Here is a 19,888-nt window from a genome sequence, read left to right as displayed (position 1 = left end):
CAGGCGCCAGATCAGGCGGCGATGACCTTGGCCATCTCCAGGCACTTGTTGGAGTAGCCCCACTCGTTGTCGTACCAGGACACGACCTTGACGAAGGTCTTGTCCAGGGCGATGCCGGCTTCGGCATCGAACACCGAGGTGCAGGGCTCGCCGCGGAAGTCGGTGGCCACCACCTTGTCCTCGGTGTAGCCCAGCACGCCCTTCATGGCGCCTTCGGAGGCGGCCTTCATGGCGGCGCAGATGTCGGCGTACGAGGCTTCAGTGTTCAGCTCGACGGTCAGGTCGACCACGGACACATCGCTGGTGGGCACGCGGAAAGCCATGCCGGTCAGCTTGCCCTTGAGCTCAGGCAGCACCACGCCCACGGCCTTGGCGGCACCGGTGGACGACGGGATGATGTTTTCCAGGATGCCACGGCCGCCGCGCCAGTCCTTGTTGGACGGGCCGTCCACGGTCTTCTGGGTGGCGGTGGCGGCGTGCACGGTGGTCATCAGGCCGCGCTTGATGCCGAAGCTGTCGTTGAGCACCTTGGCCACCGGGGCCAGGCAGTTGGTGGTGCAGCTGGCGTTGGAGATGATGGCCTGGCCAGCGTAGGACTTGTCGTTCACGCCGTAGACGAACATCGGGGTGTCGTCCTTGGACGGGGCCGACATGATGACCTTCTTGGCGCCGGCCTTGAGGTGGGCCTCGGCGGTTTCCTTGGTCAGGAACAGGCCGGTGGACTCGATCACCACGTCGGCGCCCACATCGCCCCAGGCCAGCTCGGCCGGGTTCTTGACGGCGGTCAGGCGGATCTTCTTGCCGTTGACGATCAGGTTGTTGCCGTCCACGGCCACGTCACCCTTGAAGCGGCCATGCACGCTGTCGTACTTCAGCATGTAGGCCAGGTAGTCCGGCTCCAGCAGGTCGTTGATGCCGACGATCTCGATGTCGTTGGCGAAGTTCTGCACCGCGGCGCGGAACACCATGCGGCCGATGCGGCCGAAACCGTTGATACCCACCTTGATGGTCATGCTGTGTCTTCCTTGTGGTCGTTGAAGGTCAGAAACGGAAAGGGGACGAAAAAAAGGGGCGGACTTCACAGTCTGCCCCCGCTTCGATTACTTGGCGAGCACCTCTTGCACCGTCGCCACGACGTTGTCCACCGTGAAGTGGAAGTGCTGGAACAGCACACCGGCCGGGGCGGACTCGCCGTAGCGGTCCAGGCCGATGACGGCGGCGCAGCCGTACTTCCACCAGCCGTCGGTCACGCCGGCCTCGATGGCGATGCGCGGCAGCTTGGCCGGCAGCACCTCGGTCTTGTAGGCCACGTCCTGGCGGTCGAAGACGGTGGTGGAGGGCATGGAGACCACGCGCACGGCCACGCCCTGCTCGGCCAGCTTGGCCTGGGCCTGCATGGCCAGCTCGACCTCGGAGCCGGTGGCGATGATCACCGCCTGGGCCTTGCGGCGCAGGCCCACGCGGGCGGGCTCGGCCAGCACGTAGGCGCCACGGGTGATCACGTCGGCGTCGGTCTTGGGCTGGTAGGGCAGGTTCTGGCGGCTCAGCAGCAGCGCGCTGGGGCGGTGCTTGTTGGCCAGGGCCATGCTCCAGGCCACGGCGGTCTCGCAGGTGTCGGCCGGGCGCCAGACGTCCAGGTTGGGGATCAGGCGCAGGCTGGCGGCGTGCTCCACCGACTGGTGGGTGGGGCCGTCCTCGCCCAGGCCGATGGAGTCGTGGGTGAAGACGTGCACCACGCGCTGCTTCATCAGCGCGGCCATGCGGATGGCGTTGCGGCTGTAGTCGCTGAAGGTCAGGAAGGTGCCGCCATAGGGGATGTAGCCGCCGTGCAGGGCCACGCCGTTCATGATGGCGGCCATGCCGAACTCGCGCACACCGTAGTTGATGTGGCGGCCCAGCTGGCCGGCCTCGTTGCGCACCGGGGTGCCGGCCGCGTCAAAGCGCAGGGCCGGAGTGCTCTTGGTGTTGGTCAGGTTGGAGCCGGTCAGGTCGGCCGATCCGCCCAGCAGCTCGGGCAGGGCGGCGGTGAAGACCTCCAGCGCCAGCTGGCTGGCCTTGCGGCTGGCCACGCCTTCGGCCTTGTCGTGGGCGCCGCCCACGGCTTCCACGGCGATCTCGGCGAAGTTCTCGGGCAGCTCGCCGGCCATGCGGCGCAAAAACTCGGCGGCCTTGGCGGCGTCGGCCTTCTGGTAGGCCTTGAAGACCTTGTCCCACTGGGCTTGCGCGGCCTTGCCGGCCTTGGTGCAGTCCCAGGCGGCCTTGACCTCGGCCGGGATCACGAAGGGCTCGGCGGTCCAGCCCAGGGCCTCGCGGGTCAGGGCGATCTCGGCGGCGCCCAGGGGCTCGCCGTGGGCCTTGGAGGTGTTGGCACGGTTGGGCGAGCCCTTGCCGATGTGCGTCTTGCAGACGATCAGCGTCGGCTTGTCCACGCTCTGCTTGGCCAGCTCCAGGGCGGCGTCCACTGCGGCCACGTCATGGCCATCCACCGGGCCGATCACGTTCCAGCCGCAGGCGGCGAAACGCTGCGGGGTGTTGTCGATGAACCAGGGGGCGACCTGGCCATCGATGGAGATGCCGTTGTCGTCGTACAGGGCGATCAGCTTGTTCAGCTTCCAGGCGCCGGCCAGGGCCACGGCCTCGTGGCTGATGCCTTCCATCAGGCAGCCATCACCCATGAACACGTAGGTGCGGTGGTCCACCAGCGTGTGCTTGTCGGTGTTGAACTCGGCAGCCAGCAGCTTCTCGGCCAGGGCCATGCCCACGGCGTTGGTGATGCCCTGGCCCAGCGGGCCGGTGGTGGTCTCGACGCCCGGGGTCACGTCCACTTCGGGGTGGCCGGGGGTCTTGCTGTGCAGCTGGCGGAAGGCCTTGAGGTCGTCGGTGCCCAGGGCGTAGCCGGTCAGGTGCAGCAGCGCATAGATCAGCATCGAGCCGTGGCCGTTGGACAGCACGAAACGGTCGCGGTCAGCCCACTTGGGATCGGCCGGGTTGTGCTTGAGGTGGCGGGTCCAGAGGGCCTGGGCCATCTCGGCCATGCCCATCGGGGCCCCGGGGTGTCCGGAGTTGGCCTGCTGGACACCATCCATGGCCAGGGCGCGGATGGCGTGGGCCATCAGGGGATGGTCGGGGGTGCGAACGGTAGTGGGCATGGCAGCGGGCCGCCGCGCGTCAGCGCAGGCAGCCGGTTATCCGAGGAAGGGGAGCCCGGTATTTTAGACTGCGGGTTTTCATCGCCCCGACATGCAAGGCCTGCACCTCACCGCGGACCTGTCCGGATGCCCGGCCGGAGCGCCGGTCATGACCGATGCTCACGCCCTGGAACAGCTGTGCCTGCGGGCGGTGCGCGAGGCAGGCCTGACCCCGGTGGGACAGCTGTTCCATGCCTTTGCGCAGACCGCCGCGCCCCCCACGGCGGGCCCGGGCGGCGTGACCGGCCTGGTGCTGCTCAGCGAGTCGCACCTGGCGGTGCACACCTGGCCCGAACGCGGCGAGGTCACGCTGGACGTCTACGTCTGCAACCTCGGGCGGGACAACGGCCCGCAGGCCCAGGCGCTGCTGGCGCGGCTGCTGCAGGCCTTTGGCCCCAGCGCCGTGCGGCAGCAGCAGCTGCGGCGTGGCGCGCCACCGCCTGAGCCCTGCTGAATCCGGGCACCGACCGGTTCAAGCCCTCAGTGGCGGCTTGTCCAGCGTGGCGGCACGTCGCCAGGGGTCGCGCCCGGTGTTGGGAGCGTAGTGGTCCAGCTCAACGATCTCGTCGGCGCTGAAGTGCAGGTTGCGCAGCGCAGCCACCGCCTCGCGCACCTGGCTGGGGTGGGTGGCGGCAAAGGCGGCGCTGGTGACGCGGGCATCGCGCAGCACCCAGGCCAGCGCCAGCTGGCTGAGGGTCTGCCCCCGCTGCTTGGCCAGGTAGTAGAGCGACCGCAACCGCTTGAGTTGGCCCATCATCGGCACCTGTCCGCCCACGGTGACGCCGGCCTCGTCGAGCTCCTGGCGTGCCAGGTCGGCCAGGTAGCGGTTGGTCAGCACCCCCTCGGCCAGGGCCGAGACGGTGATGCAGCCCACGCCCTGGCTCTCACAGGCATCCAGCAGACCGTTCTCGGCGCTGCGGTTGAGCAGGCTGTAGCTGGCCTCATGCATCAGCATGCGCACCCCCTCGCGCTCCAGCAGCTGGCCCAGGGTCAGGGCCGCCTCGGGGCCGTAGCCGGAGACGCCGACGTACAACGCCTTGCCCTGGCGCACCGCGGTGGCCAGGGCGGCCGCCGTCTCGGCCAGCGGGGTGTCGGGATCCGGCCGGTGGGCCAGGAAGATGTCCACGTAGTCGGTCTGCAGGCGGCGCAGGCTCTGGTCCAGGCTGGCCAGCAGGTGCTTGCGCGAGGCGCCGCCCGCGCCATGGGGGCCGGGCCACATGCGACCGCCGGCCTTGGTGGAAATGGTGATCTCGTCGCGCCAGGCGCGCAGGTCCTCGCGCAGCACGCGGCCAAAGTGCAGCTCGGCCGAGCCGCTGGGGGGGCCGTAGTTGTTGGCCAGGTCGAAGTGGGTGATGCCCAGGTCGAACGCGGTGGTGAGCAGCTCACGGTGCTGAAGGGTGGAGGCGTTGTCGCCAAAACCCTGCCACAACCCCAGCGACAGCGCCGGCAGGCTCAGGCCGTTGTGGCCACAGCGCCGGTAGGGCATGCCGTCATGGCGCGAGGGCGCCGGGGAATAGGGGATCTTCATACTGCTTGCGGTCTGACCTGCTTGGGCTCACCCTCCCCGCGCGGCACACGTCATGGCGTGCCTGTTTTTCTGTGGCGCGATTGTGTACCCGGTCAGGGGGACACGCAGTACCACTGCACGGCACGGGGTCAAGCCGGCCCGGGAGGCGATGGCGCCAACTGTCCCGCATCCAGCAGCCCATGCTGCTGCCGCTCGGCGGCCGTCAGGGGCCGCCCGGCCACGAACTGCGCGATGCGCGCCCAGGCCGCCGTGTCCAGGGGCAGGCGGAACAGCTCGCCGCCCCGCATCAGCAGCCAGGCCTGCTGGCCGCTGCGGGTGACGCCCAGGCTGGCAAGGCGGTCGGGCAGGGGCACCACCCCCAGGGCCAGGCCACTGGTGGACCACAGCCTCAACTCATCCAGCTCAGGCTGCTGCTCCGCGGCAGATACGCTCAGCAGCAGGTCTTGGGTAAGGGCCACGGCACGCACCGGGGCCGCGTGGCCGCTCAGGCGCAGGGTGTCGCCGCTGTCCTGCCCGGCGGCCTGCCAGACCAGGTCCTCACCGTCGCCCACCAGCAACGCGCCGCCCGCCTCCACCGCCATGGGGCCTGGCAGGCCCTGGCTCAGCACCACCGACCAGTGGGGGCTGCCGGGGTCGTCCATGCGCCAGCGGCCCACCCGCACAAAGCCCTGGGCCACCATCACATGGATCTCCTCCCCCCGCGGGCTGAGGGTAATGGCCAGCGGCTGGCCGATCACCTCCCAGTGCGCCAGGGGCTGCCAGTGGCCATCCCGGGCCTCCAGCAGCCAGAGCACACCGTCGGGGTCGACCATGGCCACGCGCGGGGCCTGAGCGGCGGTGGCCACCAGGTGCAGCCCCTCACGGCCAGGCGGACGGGGCCACAGCGGCTGGCGGCGCTGGCCGCTGGCCAGGTCAAAGACCGCGCTCTCCCCCTTCTCGCCCAGCATCAGCACCTCGCGGCCGCCGTCCAGCGGCAGCAGGCGCACCACGGCAAAGCCGGCGCTCAGGCGGTCCGGCCGCTCCCCTCCGTCCATCAGGTCCCGGTGGAAGGCGCTGGACAGGTCCACCCACATCATGGCGTGGCCCGGACCGGCGGCCACGGCGCGCACCACCCCGGCGGGCATCAGCGGATGCAGCAGGGGGTGCGGCTCGCCCAGCTGCCAGATGCTCACGGCCCCGGTGCGCCCATCCCCCACGGCCACGCGGCGACGCGGGGCATCCACCGCCAGCCCGGCGGCCGGCGTGGCCAGACTGGGCAGCAGGTAATGCAGCCGCGCCAAGTCCGGCCCCACCGCCAAGGCCGGGACATCATGGCCCTTGCGGCCGGGCACGCTGATCACCCAGTTCGGCTCGCCGGTGCGCTGCCCCAGGTCGGCCGCCTGGAAGGGCCCGCTGGCCGCATGGGGCTCGAAGGACCAGACCTCGGCGCCGAAGCCGCGCAGCACGCCGGTGCGGCCGCGCTGGACCCCGGTCACCACCCAGTGGCCGCCCTGGGCCCAGAGGTGGAAGAAACGGTCCATCGCCCCCAGGGTGACCACCGGCTCCAGCGCCGGGAAGGGCCGCAGGCACACACGGTTGGACTCCAGGGTCAGCACCTGGCCGGGGGCCACCCAGGCCAAGCCCTGCAGGGCGTCGGGGCGTCCGGCCTGGGGCAGACGCAGCTCATGGGCACGCGCCTCGCCGGGCCGGGCCAGGCCCAGCAGCCCCTCCGGGCAACCCCAAGCCAGCCAATCGTCACCACCGGCCCACTGGACGCCCGACCAGCTCATCCAAGCCGGGGTGACCGGTTCGGACAAGGGGGTGGGACTGCGCGCGCCAAAGCGCTGCGAGGCCTCGTCCCAGCGCAGCCAGCCCACGCCCCCGCGGGTGCCCACCGCCAGCCAGGGCCGGCCCCAGGCCAGGGCGCCGATGCTGCCGGAGCGGCTCTGCGAGCCCTCGCGCTGCTGCAGGGTGTGCAGGTCGACCAGGCACAGCCGGGCCGGCCCGTCGTCCCCGGGCCCCTGGCGGGCATCACCGGTGGCCAGCCAGCGCCCGTCTGGGCTGAAGGCCAGTGCCTGGACCCGCCGGCCGGGGGCATGCAAGGGCATGACACGGCGCAGCGCCGTCTGCTGGCCCAGCAAAGTGAGCAGGGTGGAGCGCGAGGCGGGGGTGTCGGCCAGGTCGGCGGCGGCGGCGGCCAGCGCCAGCGCCAGTGCCGGCTCGCCCCGGGCCCGGTCGCGGGCCTGGTAGGCCGTGGCCCGGGCCTGGGCGCCGCCGTAGAGCATGGCCAGCCGGCTGGCCAGCCCGGCCCTTGGTGGCTCGCCCTGCGCCGGCGCCAGAGGTGGCGGCTCGGCCACGGGCAGGGCATCCGCGGTGGACGCCAGCACCTGCGGCAGCAAGGCCCAGTGGGGCGCGGCGTCGCCGGGCTCACCCAGCCACCACCAGGGGGTGGCCAGCAGCTCGGCGGCCAGGGGGTGTCCAGCCAGCACCTCCTCCAGCTGGGCGCGGCGACCCCGTCCCACGCCGTCCTGAGGCAGGCGTGGCAGGTCAGGGTGCACCAGCACCCGCACCGGCACCCCCGCCGACCGGGCGGCCGCCCAGTGGCGCGGCCCCAGGGGAGAACGCAGCCAGGCCACGCTGAGCAGCACCAGCATGAGGCGGCAGCCGCTGACCGGCGGCAGCGGCTGGGCCGAAGCGGCGGCGGCGGCGTCCAGGGCCAGCGGGCGGCGGACGCCCTGCTGCAGGGCCTCCAGCCTGGCGGTCAGGTCCAGGGCCGCGCCCAGGTCGGGGGCGGCATGGGAGAGATAGACGTCGTGCAGCATCCTTGTTGTGTTTCTCGGTTGCGTTGCATGTCGACCCGGCCCACGCCGAACCGGCCGGCACCGCGCCAAGGGGGAGGCGCCGCCGGGGTGGACGAAGACCGCTGCGGGCGGCCCGGGTCCCTGGGGCTGGCGCATCCCTCCGCCCGCCTGCCTGGACCTCTGGCACCGACCCCATGGGTCAGCCGCCGCCCGTGAGGTCCAAGTGTGCATGGTCGCCCGCGCGGCGACCACCCCTCACCCGGCGGCTTTCTGGACAATCGACACGCGGGGCCGCCGCTGTAGGGTGACGTCACCGCGCCGGCGCCCGACCCGCGTGCCGGCACGCCCGCCGGCCCCGTCCGCCCTGCAGCCCCTGTGCCCGTCATGTCCACGCCCCCAAACGCCGTCCCCCTGCCCCCCTGCCGCGTGCTGCTGGCCGAAGACCAGGCCGACTTGGCCGCCAACGTCATCGACTACCTGAGCGCCCGCGGCCATGCGGTGGACTGGGCACCGCAGGGCGGGCAGGCGCTGCAGCTGCTGGAGCAACAGGCCTTCGACCTGCTGCTGCTGGACCTGGGCCTGCCCGGCCTGGACGGCCTGGGCGTGCTGCAGGCCCTGCGGCACCGTCTGCGCCTGGGGCTGCCAGTGCTGGTGCTGACCGCGCGCGACCAACTCGCCAGCAAGCAGGCCTGCTTCGAGGCCGGCGCCGACGACTACCTGGTCAAGCCCTTTGCCCTGAGCGAGCTGGCCTGGCGGGTGCAGGCCCTGCACCGGCGGGCACGCGGCCGGGTGGTGGCCGCCGAGGTGCGCCTGGGGCCGCTGGCCCTGGACCGCCAGCGCTGGCAGCTGCAGGTGCATGGCCAGCCGCTGCACCTGCCGCCGCGCGCCATGCAGCTGCTGGAGCGTCTGCTGCAGGACGCTGGCCAAGTGGTGACACGTGCCGACCTGGAGGCCGCCCTGTGGCCCGGGGGCACGCCCGATGGCGATGCCCTGCGCAGCCAGGTCCACCTGCTGCGCCGGGCCCTGGGCCAGGCGGGCTACGACGGCCTGCAGACGGTGCACGGCGTGGGCTGGCGCCTGGCCCCTGGCGCCGGGGGGGACACAGAGGCCGGGCCATGAGGCTGCGCCGGCGGGTGGCCACCTCGGTGGCCGGGGCGGTCGTGCTGTTCCTGCTGGTGCAAGGCCTGCTGGTGCTGGCCATGGTGCATGAGCAGGAGGACGAGCTGACCGACAACGCGGTGGCGGCCGAAGCCTCGCGACTGGCGCAGCGCCTGGGCCATGACGGCCCCCAGGCGTTGCTCGACCCGCAGGCGCTGGGCCTGCCGCCCCGCTTCCAGGCCTGGTGGCTGGGCGCCGACGGGCAGGCCTGGCCAGCGCCTGCACCCACCCCACTGGCCCGGCTCACGCCCGGCCCGCACCGGCACAGCGACGCCCGCGGCGAGTGGCACCTCATGGTCACCCCCCTGGCCGGGGGCCGGCTGGTGGTGGCCTACGACGCCAGCCAGGAAGAGGAGAAGGTCCACGACTTCGGCCTGTTCATGGCGGCGCTGGCCACCCTGTGCGCTGCCGCCGCCCTGGCGCTGGCCCGGCGCCTGGCCAACCATGCGGTGGCGCCGCTGGAGCGGGTCACCGCGCTGCTGGCCCGGTGGGCCCCGGACCGCCCGGACGAGCAGGCCGCCCCGCCGCGGCCGCTGGACGAAGAGGCCGCCCTGCTCGATGCCTTCGCCCGGGCGCAGCGGCACCTGGAGCGCCAGCTCGCCGGCCAGCAGGAGCACCTGGCCAACCTGCGCCACGAGCTGCGCACCCCGCTGGCCACCCTGCGCACCGACCTGGAGCTGCTGGTGGAGGCCGCCGGCGCGGCCCCGCCCGACCCCGCCCGGGCCCGCCGCCTGCAGCGCGCCCTGCGCCTGGTGGACGACCTGGCGGACACGCTCTCGGCCCTGCCCGCACCGGGCGCCATGGGCACCACGCCGTCCCCCACGCCAGCCACCGGGGTGGCCACGGCGCCGCGCCTGGCGCTGCGGGCCTGTGTGCAGGACGCCTGGGACAGCCTGGGGGACGCCCCGGCGCGCGCCGGCCTGGCCCTGCACTTGGACCTGCCTGCCGAGCGCCAGGTGCACGCCGACCGCCATGTGCTCATCACCCTGCTGCGCAACCTGCTGGGTAATGCGCTGGAGCACGCCGCCCCGGCCCGCTGCACGGTGCGCCTGGCGCCCGGCGGCGGGCCGCCGCGGCTGTGGGTGGAAGACGACGGCCCCGGCGTGCCCGAGTCCGACCTGCCCCTGCTGTTCGAGCGCTACTGGCGTGGCCGCCTGGCCGACGCCGCCCCCGTCGCCGGCCGGGCCGACGAGCGGGGCCTGGGCCTGGCCATCGCCCGGCAGCTGGCGAACTCGCAGGGCCTGCAGCTGCAAGCCGAGGCGGTGCAGCCCCACGGCCTGCGCCTGGTGCTGTGCTGGCAGGCGGCCGACGTTGACGAAAACTCGACACCCGCCTGACTAGCATGCGCCGCCGGCAGGTCCGCCCCGGGCCTGTCAGGAGCCGCCATGCCCGCCACCGCAACCCCCGTCCCCCCCGCCCCGCTGCAGCCCTTTTTACTGCTGCATGCCCTGGCCATTCCCCTGGCCCTGGCCAGCGCCGGGCTGGCCGCCCATTTCATGGGATGGGACCTGCGCCTGGCGCAGTGGGCCTTCGACCCGGTGGCCGGCGGCTTTCCTGCCCGCCAGTGGGACCTGCTGGAACTGCTGGGCCACCGCCTGGCCAAGTCGGCCGTGCTGCTGCTGTGGTGCCTGCTGGTGGCCGCCGCCGTGGCCGGCCGCTGGGTGGGCCTGGCACCGGCGCAGCGCCGCCTGCTGGGGTGGACCGCGCTGGCCATGGCCGCCGGCCCCACGCTGGTGGTGGTGCTCAAGGAACTGAACTCCGCCGCCTGCCCCTGGAGCCTCGAAGGCCTGGGAGGTCACGCCGCCTACCGCCTGGACTGGTTCGTCGGCAGCGCGCAGGCCGGACGCTGCTTCCCCGGGGGCCATGCCGCCGGCGGTTTCTGCCTGGTGGCCCTGGTGTTTGCAGCCCGGCACCAGGGCCGCGCCGACTGGGAACGGGCGGCCCTGGTGCTCACCGTAGGCTGCGGCCTCATCTTCAGTGCCGTGCGCATGGCCCAGGGCGCCCACTTCCTGTCCCACAACCTCTGGGCAGCGGCGCTGGATTGGGCCTGCGCCGCCCTGGTGTTCACCCCGCTGCTGCGGCGCCAGCGCCGCGGGCAGACTGCCACCGACACCCGCCCCTACACCACCGCCGCGGCCTGAGTCCCGCCCCCCATCCTCCCCGTCCGCACGCCCACCGTGATCCACCTCCTGCGCCGTCTGCCCCGTCCCGTCCTCGCCCCTGAAACCCTGGTCCTGGGGGTGATCGCCGCCCTGGTGACGCTGCTGAGCGGCGCCTTCTGGCAACAGGCGCTGGACGGCCGCAGCGCCGCCGACCCCGGCACCTGGCGCTTTGTGGCCGGCACCTTGGTCATGCTGGTGGCCGCCCAGGCCGCGCCGGTGCTGCTGCTGACCGGACGCCGCAGCGTGCGGCCGGTGCTGGCCCTGCTGATCCTGGTGGCCGCCGTCTCGGCCCACATGATGGGCCGCTACGGCGTGGTGATGGACCCCACCATGCTGCGCAACGCCCTGCGCACCGACGTGCGCGAGGCCTCCGAACTCTTCAACCCCGGCCTGCTGGGGGCCATCGTCGGCGCGCTGGCCGCCGGCGCCCTGCTGTGGCGGGTGGAGCTGCGCCCCCGGCCCCTGGGCCGCGCCCTGGCCTGGCGCCTGGGCAGCGCCACGGCCAGCCTGGGCGTGGCGGTGCTGGCCCTGCTGCTGGTGTTCCAGGACTTCGGCTCGCTCATGCGCAACCAGAAGGGCCTGCGCTACACCCTCAACCCGGCCGCCACCCTGTACTCCAGCGCCCGCGTGGCCTGGACCGACCTGCGCCAGGCCACCCGCACCCCGGAGCCCCCGCAGCCGGTGCGGCGCGAGGTGGCCTCGGCCGGCAGCCGCCGGCCGGCACTGTTCGTCTTTGTCCTGGGTGAAACCGCGCGCGCGGCCAACGTCTCCCTGGGCGGCTACCCCCGGCCCACCTTTCCCCGGCTGGCCCGGGAAGACGGCGTCTACTTCCACAACACCCAGGCGTGCGGCACCTCCACCGAGGTCTCAGTGCCCTGCCTGTTCTCGCCCTTTGGCCGGCGCGACTACGACGAGGACCGCATCCGCAGCGCCGAGTCCGTGCTGCAGCTGCTGCAGCGCGCCGGCGTGCGCGTGGTGTGGCTGGACAACCAGAGCGGTTGCAAGGGCGTGTGCGCCGGGCTGGAAAGCCACGACGTGAGCCGCGACACCGACCCCGCGCTGTGCGCCGACGGCCACTGCCAGGACGGCATCCTGCTGGCCCGGCTGCAGGCCCTGATGGCCCAGCCGGCGCCCGGTGCAGCCTCGCGCCCGGCCGGCGCGCCCGAGCCCGACACCGTGGTGGTGCTGCACCAGCTGGGCAACCACGGGCCGGCTTACTACAAGCGCTACCCCGAGGCCTTCCGCACCTTCACCCCCGAGTGCAGCCGCAACGAGCTGCGCGAATGCAGCCAGCAGGAGATCGTCAACGCCTACGACAACGCCCTGCGCTACACCGACCACCTGCTGGCCGAAACCCTGGCCTGGCTGCGCACCCAGCGCAGCCAGCGCGAGGTGGGCCTGGTCTACGTCTCCGACCATGGGGAGTCCCTGGGTGAAGGCGGCCTGTACCTGCACGGCATGCCCCACGCCATCGCGCCGGACGTGCAGCGCCAGGTGCCCATGTACTGGTGGTTCGGCCGCGACGCCACCGCCGCGGCCGGCACGCCCGCCGACCTGGGCGTGCGACTGGACTGCCTGCGCCAGCGTGCCCAAGGCGAACCCGCCAGCCACGACCAGCTCTTCCACAGCCTGCTAGGCCTGATGAAGGTGCAGACCCCGCGCTACCGCGCCGAGGACGACCTGGTGAGCGCCTGCCGCTGACGGATCGGGACGACGCCCCAGTGGGCTTGGGGCACACTAGTCCGCCCCTGTCCCGATCCACCCTGCCGCCGTGTCTTCCGAACCGCTCCCCGACGACCTGCTCGTGGCCTGCCTGTGCGCCGGCTGGTGCACCACCTGCGACGCCTACCGCCCGCTGTTCGAAGCCCTGGCCCGCCAGCACCCCGGCGTGCGCTTCGCCTGGGTGGACATCGAGGACCATGCCGACGCCCTGGACGAGGCCCCCGGCGGCGCCCCGGACATCGAGAACTTCCCCACCCTGCTGCTGAGCCAGGGGGCCGGGCACGGCTTCTTTGGCACCGTGCTGCCGCATGTGGGCGTGGTCGAGCGTTTGCTGCAGGAGGCCGCCCAGCGGCGCCTGCCCGCCCTGGGCGTGCCGGGGCTGGCGCAGGTGGTGCGGCAGTTGGTGGACCAGGCACCCGGGCTGCGCTGCTGAACACCGGAGCCGCCCGGTGCCCCGGATAATCCGGCGCCGTGAACGCCCCCGCCTCCCCACCGTCCGCCGCCCCGGCCCCGCGCAGCCGCCTGTCCCTCTACCTGGACCTGATCCGCTGGAACCGGCCGGCCGGCTGGCTGCTGCTGCTGTGGCCCACCTTGGCGGCGCTGTGGATGGCCGCCGACGGCTTTCCAGGCTGGCACCTGCTGACGGTCTTCACCCTGGGCACCATCCTCATGCGCTCGGCCGGCTGCTGCATCAACGATGTGGCCGACCGCGAGTTCGACCGCCACGTCAAGCGCACCGCCCAGCGCCCGGTCACCAGCGGCGCGCTGGGCGCCCGCGAAGCCCTGGCCGTGGGCGCGGTGCTGGCGCTGCTGGCCTTTGCGCTTGTGCTCACCACCAACCCGCCCACCATCCTGCTGTCGTTCGCGGCGCTGGCCGTGGCCATCGCCTATCCCTTTGCCAAGCGGGTGGTGAGCATGCCGCAGGCGGTGCTGGGGGTGGCCTTCAGCTTTGGCATCCCCATGGCCTTCGCGGCCGTCCAGGGCGGACAGGACTGGCACCTGGCGGGCGTGGGCGCGGCCGTGCCCTGGCACGCCTGGGCCCTGCTGGTGGGCAACCTGTTCTGGGTGCTGGCCTATGACACCGAATACGCCATGGTCGACCGCGACGACGACCTCAAGATCGGCATCCAGACCTCCGCCATCACCCTGGGCCGTGCAGACGTGGCGGCGGTCATGGCCTTTTACGCCGTGTTCCTGGGCGGTTGGGCGTGGCTGCAGGCGCTGCTGGGCCTGTCGCCGCTGTTCTGGCTGGGCATCGCCGTGGGCGCCGCGCAGGCGCTCTGGCACTTCACCCTGATCCGCCACCGCACCCGCGAAGGCTGCTTCAAGGCCTTCCGCCTGAACCACTGGGTCGGCCTGGCGGTCTTTGTCGGCGTGGTGCTGGGCAGCCGGGGCTGAGAACGGCCGCGTTCAGCGCCCCCGCCAGCCTGGCTCCACCGGCGCAGGCGCTGGGGGAATGACGCCGGATGGCGCCGTCCAGGTGAACACCAGGGTACGGCTGCCGTCGTCCTCTTCACGGCAGGCGCCGGGCACTGCCCCGGCCTTGCGCAGCACCCGCTGCGACGCCAGGTTGTCCGGGTCTACCGTGGCAATGATCTGCCGCAGACCGTGGGCCTGGGCGCCGTGGCGCAGCAGCGCCGGCAGCAGTTCAGAGGCAAAGCCCTGGCCCCAGCAGGCCCGGCGCAAGGCGTACTTCACTTCAGGCTCGGCTTGCCCGCCGGGATGCACCAGGCCGGCAAAGCCCAGCACCTCAGCACTGTCGCGGCTGGTCACGGCCCACATGCCGTAGCCGCGCCGGGCGTAGTTGTTGGCCGTGACCACCAGCCAGCGCTCACATTCGGCCTGCGTGATGGGCTGCCCATCACCCACCCAGCGCACGGCCTCTGGGTCGGCATACACCGTATAGAGCATGGCCAAGTCATCCGCCTGCCAGCGCCGCACGGCCAGGCGCGCGGTGGTGAACAGCGGGGCGGCCTGCGTCGGCAGCGGGTGGACGGAGGGCATCAGCGCAGTCTACTGGCGCGCCGCGGCGCTCAGTGCGGCGGCTCCATCCCCGCTGCTTCATCGCTGCGGCCTCAGCTGCGCTGTTTCAACGCCTCCATGATCCAGGCCGCCACCTGTTCCACCTCTTCTGGCGTGTGAAAACGCAGCTCAATCCAGGGGGAAGAGGGCGCGCGGCGTGGATGCTGGATGGAATCCCCAGGCGCCTTCAGGCCCAGCGTCTGGATCAGGGGCCGGCCCATCTGCACATCAATCTCCTGAGCGTGGTGGAAATGCGCGAACTCACGCCCATGAAAGAACAGCGCCGTGCCGCCCGCCACCGGGGAGGGCCGGGCCTCCAGCCCGTGCACCGTGGCCAGGCGGGCCAGCAGGGCCTCTTTCAAGATGGGCGGGGGGCTGGGCGGGGCCATCGCACTCACGCCGGGGCGTGGCACACCGCCTCGATGTTGTTGCCCTCGGGGTCGATGACAAAGGCGCCGTAGTAGTGGGGGTGGTAGTCCGGCCGCAGGCCGGGGGCGCCGTTGTCGCGACCGCCGGCGGCCAGGGCGGCGGCGTAAAACGCGTCCACCTCGGCGCGGGTCTTGGCGCGCCAGGCCAGGTGGCAGCCGGTGCTGGCGGCCGGGCCGCCCCAGGGGGAGGGGCCGTCAATGAACCAGACGTCGGCCTTGCGGCCCTCGGGCTCGGACGGGTCGGGGTAGGCCAAGCCCAGGATGTTGGCGCCGTACTGCCCTTCAAAGCAGACGCTGTAGCCCAGCGGCGCCAGCGCGGCGCTGTAGAAGGCCTTGGCACGGGCAATGTCGGTGACGCGAAAGGTCATGTGGTCGAGCATGGGAGCGGCTCCAGGTCAGGGGGCAGGAACAAGGGCAGACAAATACTGTATGAACATACAGTCAACTACGCAAGCCTGCGGTGCGGCGGGCGGCGGCCTCGCGCTCGCCGCGGCGCCGGTCGCGCCAGCGGCGCAGGCCGGTCCAGGCCAGCACCGTGGGCAGCAGGCCCAGGGCCAGCACCGCCCAGCGGCCGGCCAGGCCACCGGCTTCTCCGTTGTGCAGGGCGTGCAGCCAGCCTTGGGCGGTGGCGGCGGCGGGCCACTCGTCCAGCGTCACGGCGGCCAGCACCTGCGGGCGCCAGGCGTCCACCCACACCAGGCTGTGGGCAAAGCGCTCGCTGGGGTCGCCCGGCAGGGCCAGGCGAAAGCGGAACACGCCCTGCGGGCCGTCGGGTGTGTCCACCCAGCGGATGTGGGCCTGCGGAAAGGCCTGCTGCACGGTGGCCAGGGCCAGGTCCAGGGTGAGCGGCGGCGTGCCCGGCGCAGGCAGTTCAGAGCGGGGCTTGGGCAGGGCGGGCGCTGGGCCCAGGCGGGCCACCAGCGGGTCCAGGTACTGGGGCCAGGCCAGCAAGGTGCCGGTCAAGGCCAGCACCAGCAGCAGCGGGCTGGCGTAGAGGCCGGTCAGGCGGTGCCAGTCCCAGGTGCGGCGCGGGCGGGCGGCGCCGAGCTTGCGCGTCCAGGCCTGGCGCCATTGGCCCGGGCTGCGCGGCCACCACAGCACCAGGCCGCTTAGCAGCGAGACGCTCATCAGCACCCCAGCCCAGCCCACCCACCACACGCCCGGCTCGCCCGCCAGCAGGCTGAAGTGCAGGTTGTAGAGCCAGGTGCCCACGGTGCCGCCCCAGGTGTGGCGGGCCACGGCCTGGCCGGTGGCGGGGTCCACCGTCACCAGCAGCGGGGCAAAGAAGGTGCCGGGCGGCTGCTCCTCTGGCCGCAGGTAGCGGGCGGTGATCAGGCCGCGGCCGTCCGGCGGCAGCTCGATGCGCCAGCCGCGCGGGCGCTGCGGCTCGGCCGCCTTCAGCGCCTGCAGCACCGGCTCCCAGGCGGTGATGGGGGCGTTGCGCCCCACGGCCTGGCGCTGGGCCGGGTCCAGCCAGGCGTCCAGCGTGGGGTAGAAGACCAGCCAGCTGCCCGTCAGGCCCAGCAGCAGCAGCCAGGCGCCCACCCCCAGGCCCAGCCAGCGGTGCAGGCGCAGCCAAAGGCGGCGCGCGGGGGTGCGGCTCACAGGTCCACCCGCCAGCTCAGGTACAGGGCGCGGCCGTCACCGGGCGAGTGCAGGCTCTGCCCACTGCTGGTGTCCCACCAGGCGTATTCATGCAGGGCGTTGGTGAGGTTCTTCAACGTCAGCTCCACGGTGGCGCCGGGCTGCAGCGTCCAGCGGCTGTTCAGGTCCAGCAGCGTGGTGCCGCCAAAGCGGCCCCGGGTGTTGGTGCGCTCAATGAAGTAGTCACTCTGGCGGAACAGCGTAGCGCCCAGCCGCCACCGGGCGCTGGCCTGCCAGTCGGCCCCGGCCTGCAGCAGCTGGTGGGGCACGTGGTCCACCTCGTTGCCGGCCTGGGCGCCCGAGCTGCTGTCGGGGGTGACGATGAGGGCCTCTTGCCGCGTCCAGGCCAGCCAGGTGGAGATGGCGGGCACGGGCTGGGCGCGCAGTTGCACGTCCAGGCCTCGGCGGCGGGTGGCGCCAATGTTCTCGGAATCGTTGGCCGGGTCGTTGAGCTTGCGCATCACCTCGTCGGTGGCCTTTTGCTGCCACAGGGCCACGCGGCCGCTGAGCCCGGCCACGCCGACCGCCCCGGGCTGCGCCCCCAAGAACTTCCAGCCCAGCTCCCAGCCGTCATTGGTGGACGGCGCCTGTTCGGCCGATCCGGCGGTGTACTTGTAGCTGGCGCGGCCCACGCCCACCTGGAAGGTGCGGCCCCAGTTGCCGTACCAGGTCTGGGTGGCGTCGGGGCGCCATTGGGCGCTGAACTTGGGGCTGTGGAGGCTTCCGTAGGCGTACAGGTCGGCGTCCACCGCGTTCATCAGGTCATGGAACTGGCCCGACAGGCGGTCCACCCGCCAGGCCGGCACCAGGCGCCACTGCGGGCTGGGCTCCACCACCGCCTGGGCAAAGGCGCCCACGGTGTTGAAGTTCCATTGCTGGTCGCGGGTCTGGGCCGCACGGCTGCGGTCCACCGTGCGGTGGCGCTGGCTGCGGTTGTCCTGGCGCTCGGTGTCCAGCCCACCTTCCACGGCCAGGCGGTGCAGCGGGGTGCCCGGCACACGCCAGCTCAGCAGGGTGCGCAGGCCCATGTGGGTCTCGTCGGTGTCGCGCTCTTGCTGGCTGCCGGCGGCAGAAAAACGCACAAAGCGTTGGTCTTCATAGCGGTTGCGCCACACGATGGCCTGCCACGACAGATCGGCCGTGGCCTGGCCCTCGGCCCGCAGGCTGATCTGGCTCAGGTCGCGGCTGCCGCCATCGGTGGCGTTGTAGGCGTTGCTCATCTGCGGGTGGTCTTGCGCATCGGCGGCCGTCAGGTAGCCCGGCTCCTGCGCCACATGGTGCAGGGCACGGGCGCTCAGCCCCACGCGCCAGGGCTGGCCGCTGGCTTGGTAGAACCATTGCCCGCCCAGGTTGTAGCGCTCAAAGCGGGCATGGTCACGAAAGCCCTCACTGCTGCGGGCGCCCAGGCTGTAGGTCTGGCTGAAGCCGCCGCCCTCCAGCCCCGTCACGGCCTGCAGGTCGCGGTAAGCAAAGCTGCCGGCCGTGGCGCGCACCGCGGTGTCCGTCCCGCTCTGGCGTGTGCTCAGCTCGGCGTTGCCGGCAATGTTGTGCAAGCCGTAGCGAGCATCGTTGGTGCCACGCACGGTGGTCAAAGCCTCCACCTCCAGCGGCAGCACCAGGTCGATGTAGGGCATGTTGCCGTCGTTGGTGTTGCTGGGCACCCCATCAATCAGCAGCTTGACCGCGTTCACCTCACCCTCGCCATTGAAGCCGCGCATCGACAGCTTGCCCGACGTGGTGCCCTGGTTGAACTCGGTCAGCAGCACGCCTGGCACCTGGCGCGCCAGCTCCCAGGTGTGGCGCACCGGCTGGTCTTGCAGCGCGCTGCCGCCCACCACATCCACCGAGGTGAGCAACTGCCGTGTGGACAGGGGGCCGCTGGCGCGGCCGGTCACGGTGACGCGGCCCACCTCAAAAGCAGCGTCGGGCAGGGCGGCCTGCGGCGAGGTGGGCCCGGTGGTGGGCCCGGTGGCAGGTGCTGCGGCCTGGGCCCAGGCCACCAGCGGCGCCCAAGAAAGTGCAGCGGCCAAGGCCACGGGCGAAAAACACAGGCCAGAGCGGCCCCCGCGACACAGGGGGGAAAACGACTTGAACATGACAGCTCCAGGGAGCGGCCCGGCCGGCCCAGCACAGAAGAACGGCCGCCGGACGCAATAGACAGGGGCAGGCCGCAGGGCGGGGCCCGCGCACCAGCGCCAACCCGCACCCGGGCCACACCGGGGCAATGGCCGGCGTCAACGCAGGGCCCAGCGGCCACCCGCCTCCAGGCAGGGCCACACGGCCACCCGTCAAACGCCAGGCAGGGCACGGGCGACGCCAAGGGCGCCACCCGAGCGCAAGGGGCTCAGCCGCGCGGCGGTGCCCGCGCCTGGGCGGGCGCCCAGGCAAACAGCGGCGCCGGCGCCAGCAGCGCCAAGGGCGGCCGCTCGCGCAGGCCTGGCACCGGCAGGGGCAGCCGCGGCGGCAAGGGCCAACCCAGCGCCAGTGGCGGGCTGCAGCACCCCAGGCAGGGGCCGTTCTGGTGCCCAGCGCCCTCCTCGGGCGCTTGGTCTGCCGGGGGGGCGCCGTCGGCGCTGGCCCGCAAGCCCGCATCGGCCCAAGGCAAGCTCACCATGCCCCGGCTGGTGCACACCACCTGCATCAGCGGCAGGTCTGCCCCCATCAGCCGCACCCACTGCCCCCACACCGGCCAGGTGGCCGCCCACAGCAGCGCCACGGTCAGCAAACCGGCAAGCAGGCGGCGAGACAAAGGGGAGCGGGCCATGGGCGCCGCGATTCTAGGCACCCCCATGGGGGCGCCAGCCTTGACGCCCGTCAAGCATCACCCGGCATGTCGGTGGCGCAGCGCGGCCTGTGCCCCTGCTGTGGCAGGGCCGGCACCACTGCACTTGCCGTGTTCGGACCAAACCCAGGCCACCGGGATTAGGCGTTGAAGTTGACGCCATTTGGCCGCGGCCAGGGCTGGATTCCAAGACCCACCGGCAGCGCACCTTTTCGCCAGTGGCGCCGTAGCACCGGCCACCTTGACAGGCGAATGCCGTGCCCCAGAATGGCCACATCTGACCAGTTCAGCGGTGCAGGCAATGCCTACATCTGGATGGCCAGATGTGGCAACTTGTGCCTACAGGTGGCTCTGTTGCACAAAGCGAGCGGGAGCGTGCTCGTAGACTGACGCCGTGAGCGAAGCGAAGAAGAAGCGGACGAAGTACCGCACGACGAACTGGAAGGTCTACAACGCGGCGCTGAAGGCGCGAGG

The 19,888-nt window shown here is 72.5% G+C and carries 17 protein-coding genes; 7 read left to right on the top strand and 10 right to left on the bottom strand.

Going from position 1 to position 19,888, the window contains the following annotated elements:
* Window positions 1-11: 11 nt before the first annotated feature.
* Complete coding sequence (gap, locus tag G3A44_RS21895) at window positions 12-1,013, bottom strand: type I glyceraldehyde-3-phosphate dehydrogenase (protein ID WP_163459880.1); 1,002 nt, start codon at window positions 1,011-1,013, stop codon at window positions 12-14.
* An 87-nt stretch (window positions 1,014-1,100) separates the two neighbouring features.
* Window positions 1,101-3,149: a transketolase gene (gene tkt / locus G3A44_RS21890; protein WP_239062040.1), complete on the bottom strand. Its 2,049-nt coding sequence runs from the start codon at window positions 3,147-3,149 to the stop codon at window positions 1,101-1,103.
* Window positions 3,150-3,240: 91 nt separating this feature from the next.
* Between tkt and speD the strand changes: the two genes are divergently transcribed.
* Entirely contained in the window at window positions 3,241-3,642 is a 402-nt protein-coding gene (gene speD / locus G3A44_RS21885; RefSeq protein WP_163459879.1) for an adenosylmethionine decarboxylase, read from the top strand.
* 18 nt (window positions 3,643-3,660) lie between these two features.
* Here speD and G3A44_RS21880 read toward each other — a convergent pair whose 3' ends face one another.
* Together G3A44_RS21880 and G3A44_RS21875 are read right to left on the bottom strand one after the other, a co-directional pair.
* Window positions 3,661-4,716, bottom strand: coding sequence for an aldo/keto reductase (locus G3A44_RS21880; protein ID WP_163459878.1), 1,056 nt, complete (start codon window positions 4,714-4,716; stop codon window positions 3,661-3,663).
* Window positions 4,717-4,844: 128 nt separating this feature from the next.
* Window positions 4,845-7,517 carry a hypothetical protein gene (locus G3A44_RS21875; RefSeq protein WP_163459877.1) on the bottom strand — a complete coding sequence of 891 codons (2,673 nt, stop codon included), beginning with the start codon at window positions 7,515-7,517 and terminating at the stop codon, window positions 4,845-4,847.
* 363 nt (window positions 7,518-7,880) lie between these two features.
* Here G3A44_RS21875 and G3A44_RS21870 point away from each other — a divergent pair, with 363 nt between their 5' ends.
* The 6 genes from G3A44_RS21870 to ubiA all read left to right on the top strand — a co-directional run bounded on the left by G3A44_RS21870 (window position 7,881) and on the right by ubiA (window position 13,936).
* On the top strand, window positions 7,881-8,615 hold the full coding sequence (locus G3A44_RS21870; protein WP_203561528.1) for a response regulator transcription factor: 735 nt from the start codon (window positions 7,881-7,883) through the stop codon (window positions 8,613-8,615).
* Window positions 8,612-9,991: a sensor histidine kinase gene (locus G3A44_RS24210; RefSeq protein WP_163459876.1), complete on the top strand. Its 1,380-nt coding sequence runs from the start codon at window positions 8,612-8,614 to the stop codon at window positions 9,989-9,991. The genes G3A44_RS21870 and G3A44_RS24210 overlap by 4 nt, the downstream gene beginning before the upstream one ends.
* A gap of 48 nt (window positions 9,992-10,039) precedes the next feature.
* A complete protein-coding gene (locus G3A44_RS21860; RefSeq protein WP_163459875.1) occupies window positions 10,040-10,795 on the top strand; it encodes a phosphatase PAP2 family protein in 756 nt (251 codons plus the stop codon).
* Between the two features lie 36 nt (window positions 10,796-10,831).
* Complete coding sequence (locus G3A44_RS21855; protein ID WP_163459874.1) at window positions 10,832-12,517, top strand: phosphoethanolamine transferase; 1,686 nt, start codon at window positions 10,832-10,834, stop codon at window positions 12,515-12,517.
* A 70-nt stretch (window positions 12,518-12,587) separates the two neighbouring features.
* Window positions 12,588-12,971, top strand: a complete 384-nt coding sequence (locus G3A44_RS21850) for a thioredoxin family protein (protein ID WP_310734435.1) — start codon at window positions 12,588-12,590, stop codon at window positions 12,969-12,971.
* A 38-nt stretch (window positions 12,972-13,009) separates the two neighbouring features.
* The gene (ubiA, locus tag G3A44_RS21845) at window positions 13,010-13,936 is read left to right on the top strand and encodes a 4-hydroxybenzoate octaprenyltransferase (RefSeq protein WP_163459873.1); all 927 of its coding nucleotides are present in this window, start codon (window positions 13,010-13,012) and stop codon (window positions 13,934-13,936) included.
* A gap of 12 nt (window positions 13,937-13,948) precedes the next feature.
* On the opposite strand, the gene G3A44_RS21840 is transcribed toward ubiA, so the two are convergent.
* The 6 genes from G3A44_RS21840 to G3A44_RS21815 all read right to left on the bottom strand — a co-directional run bounded on the left by G3A44_RS21840 (window position 13,949) and on the right by G3A44_RS21815 (window position 19,396).
* Window positions 13,949-14,542: a GNAT family N-acetyltransferase gene (locus G3A44_RS21840; protein WP_163459872.1), complete on the bottom strand. Its 594-nt coding sequence runs from the start codon at window positions 14,540-14,542 to the stop codon at window positions 13,949-13,951.
* Between the two features lie 71 nt (window positions 14,543-14,613).
* Complete coding sequence (locus G3A44_RS21835) at window positions 14,614-14,949, bottom strand: luciferase domain-containing protein (protein WP_163459871.1); 336 nt, start codon at window positions 14,947-14,949, stop codon at window positions 14,614-14,616.
* A gap of 5 nt (window positions 14,950-14,954) precedes the next feature.
* Window positions 14,955-15,368: a VOC family protein gene (locus tag G3A44_RS21830; RefSeq protein WP_163459870.1), complete on the bottom strand. Its 414-nt coding sequence runs from the start codon at window positions 15,366-15,368 to the stop codon at window positions 14,955-14,957.
* Window positions 15,369-15,429: 61 nt separating this feature from the next.
* Window positions 15,430-16,593 (bottom strand): PepSY-associated TM helix domain-containing protein, encoded by a 1,164-nt coding sequence (locus G3A44_RS21825; RefSeq protein ID WP_163459869.1) that lies wholly within the window; start codon window positions 16,591-16,593, stop codon window positions 15,430-15,432.
* Window positions 16,590-18,662, bottom strand: a complete 2,073-nt coding sequence (locus tag G3A44_RS21820) for a TonB-dependent receptor (protein ID WP_163459868.1) — start codon at window positions 18,660-18,662, stop codon at window positions 16,590-16,592. The genes G3A44_RS21825 and G3A44_RS21820 overlap by 4 nt, the downstream gene beginning before the upstream one ends.
* 314 nt (window positions 18,663-18,976) lie before the next feature.
* Window positions 18,977-19,396: a DUF2946 family protein gene (locus G3A44_RS21815; protein WP_163459867.1), complete on the bottom strand. Its 420-nt coding sequence runs from the start codon at window positions 19,394-19,396 to the stop codon at window positions 18,977-18,979.
* Window positions 19,397-19,888: the final 492 nt, after the last annotated feature.

Origin of the sequence: Ideonella livida, assembly GCF_010499455.1 — a bacterium.
Lineage (GTDB): Bacteria > Pseudomonadota > Gammaproteobacteria > Burkholderiales > Burkholderiaceae_C > Ideonella > Ideonella livida.
The sequence above is the reverse complement of the archived record's forward strand: the minus strand, read 5'-3'. Positions and strand labels throughout refer to the sequence as shown.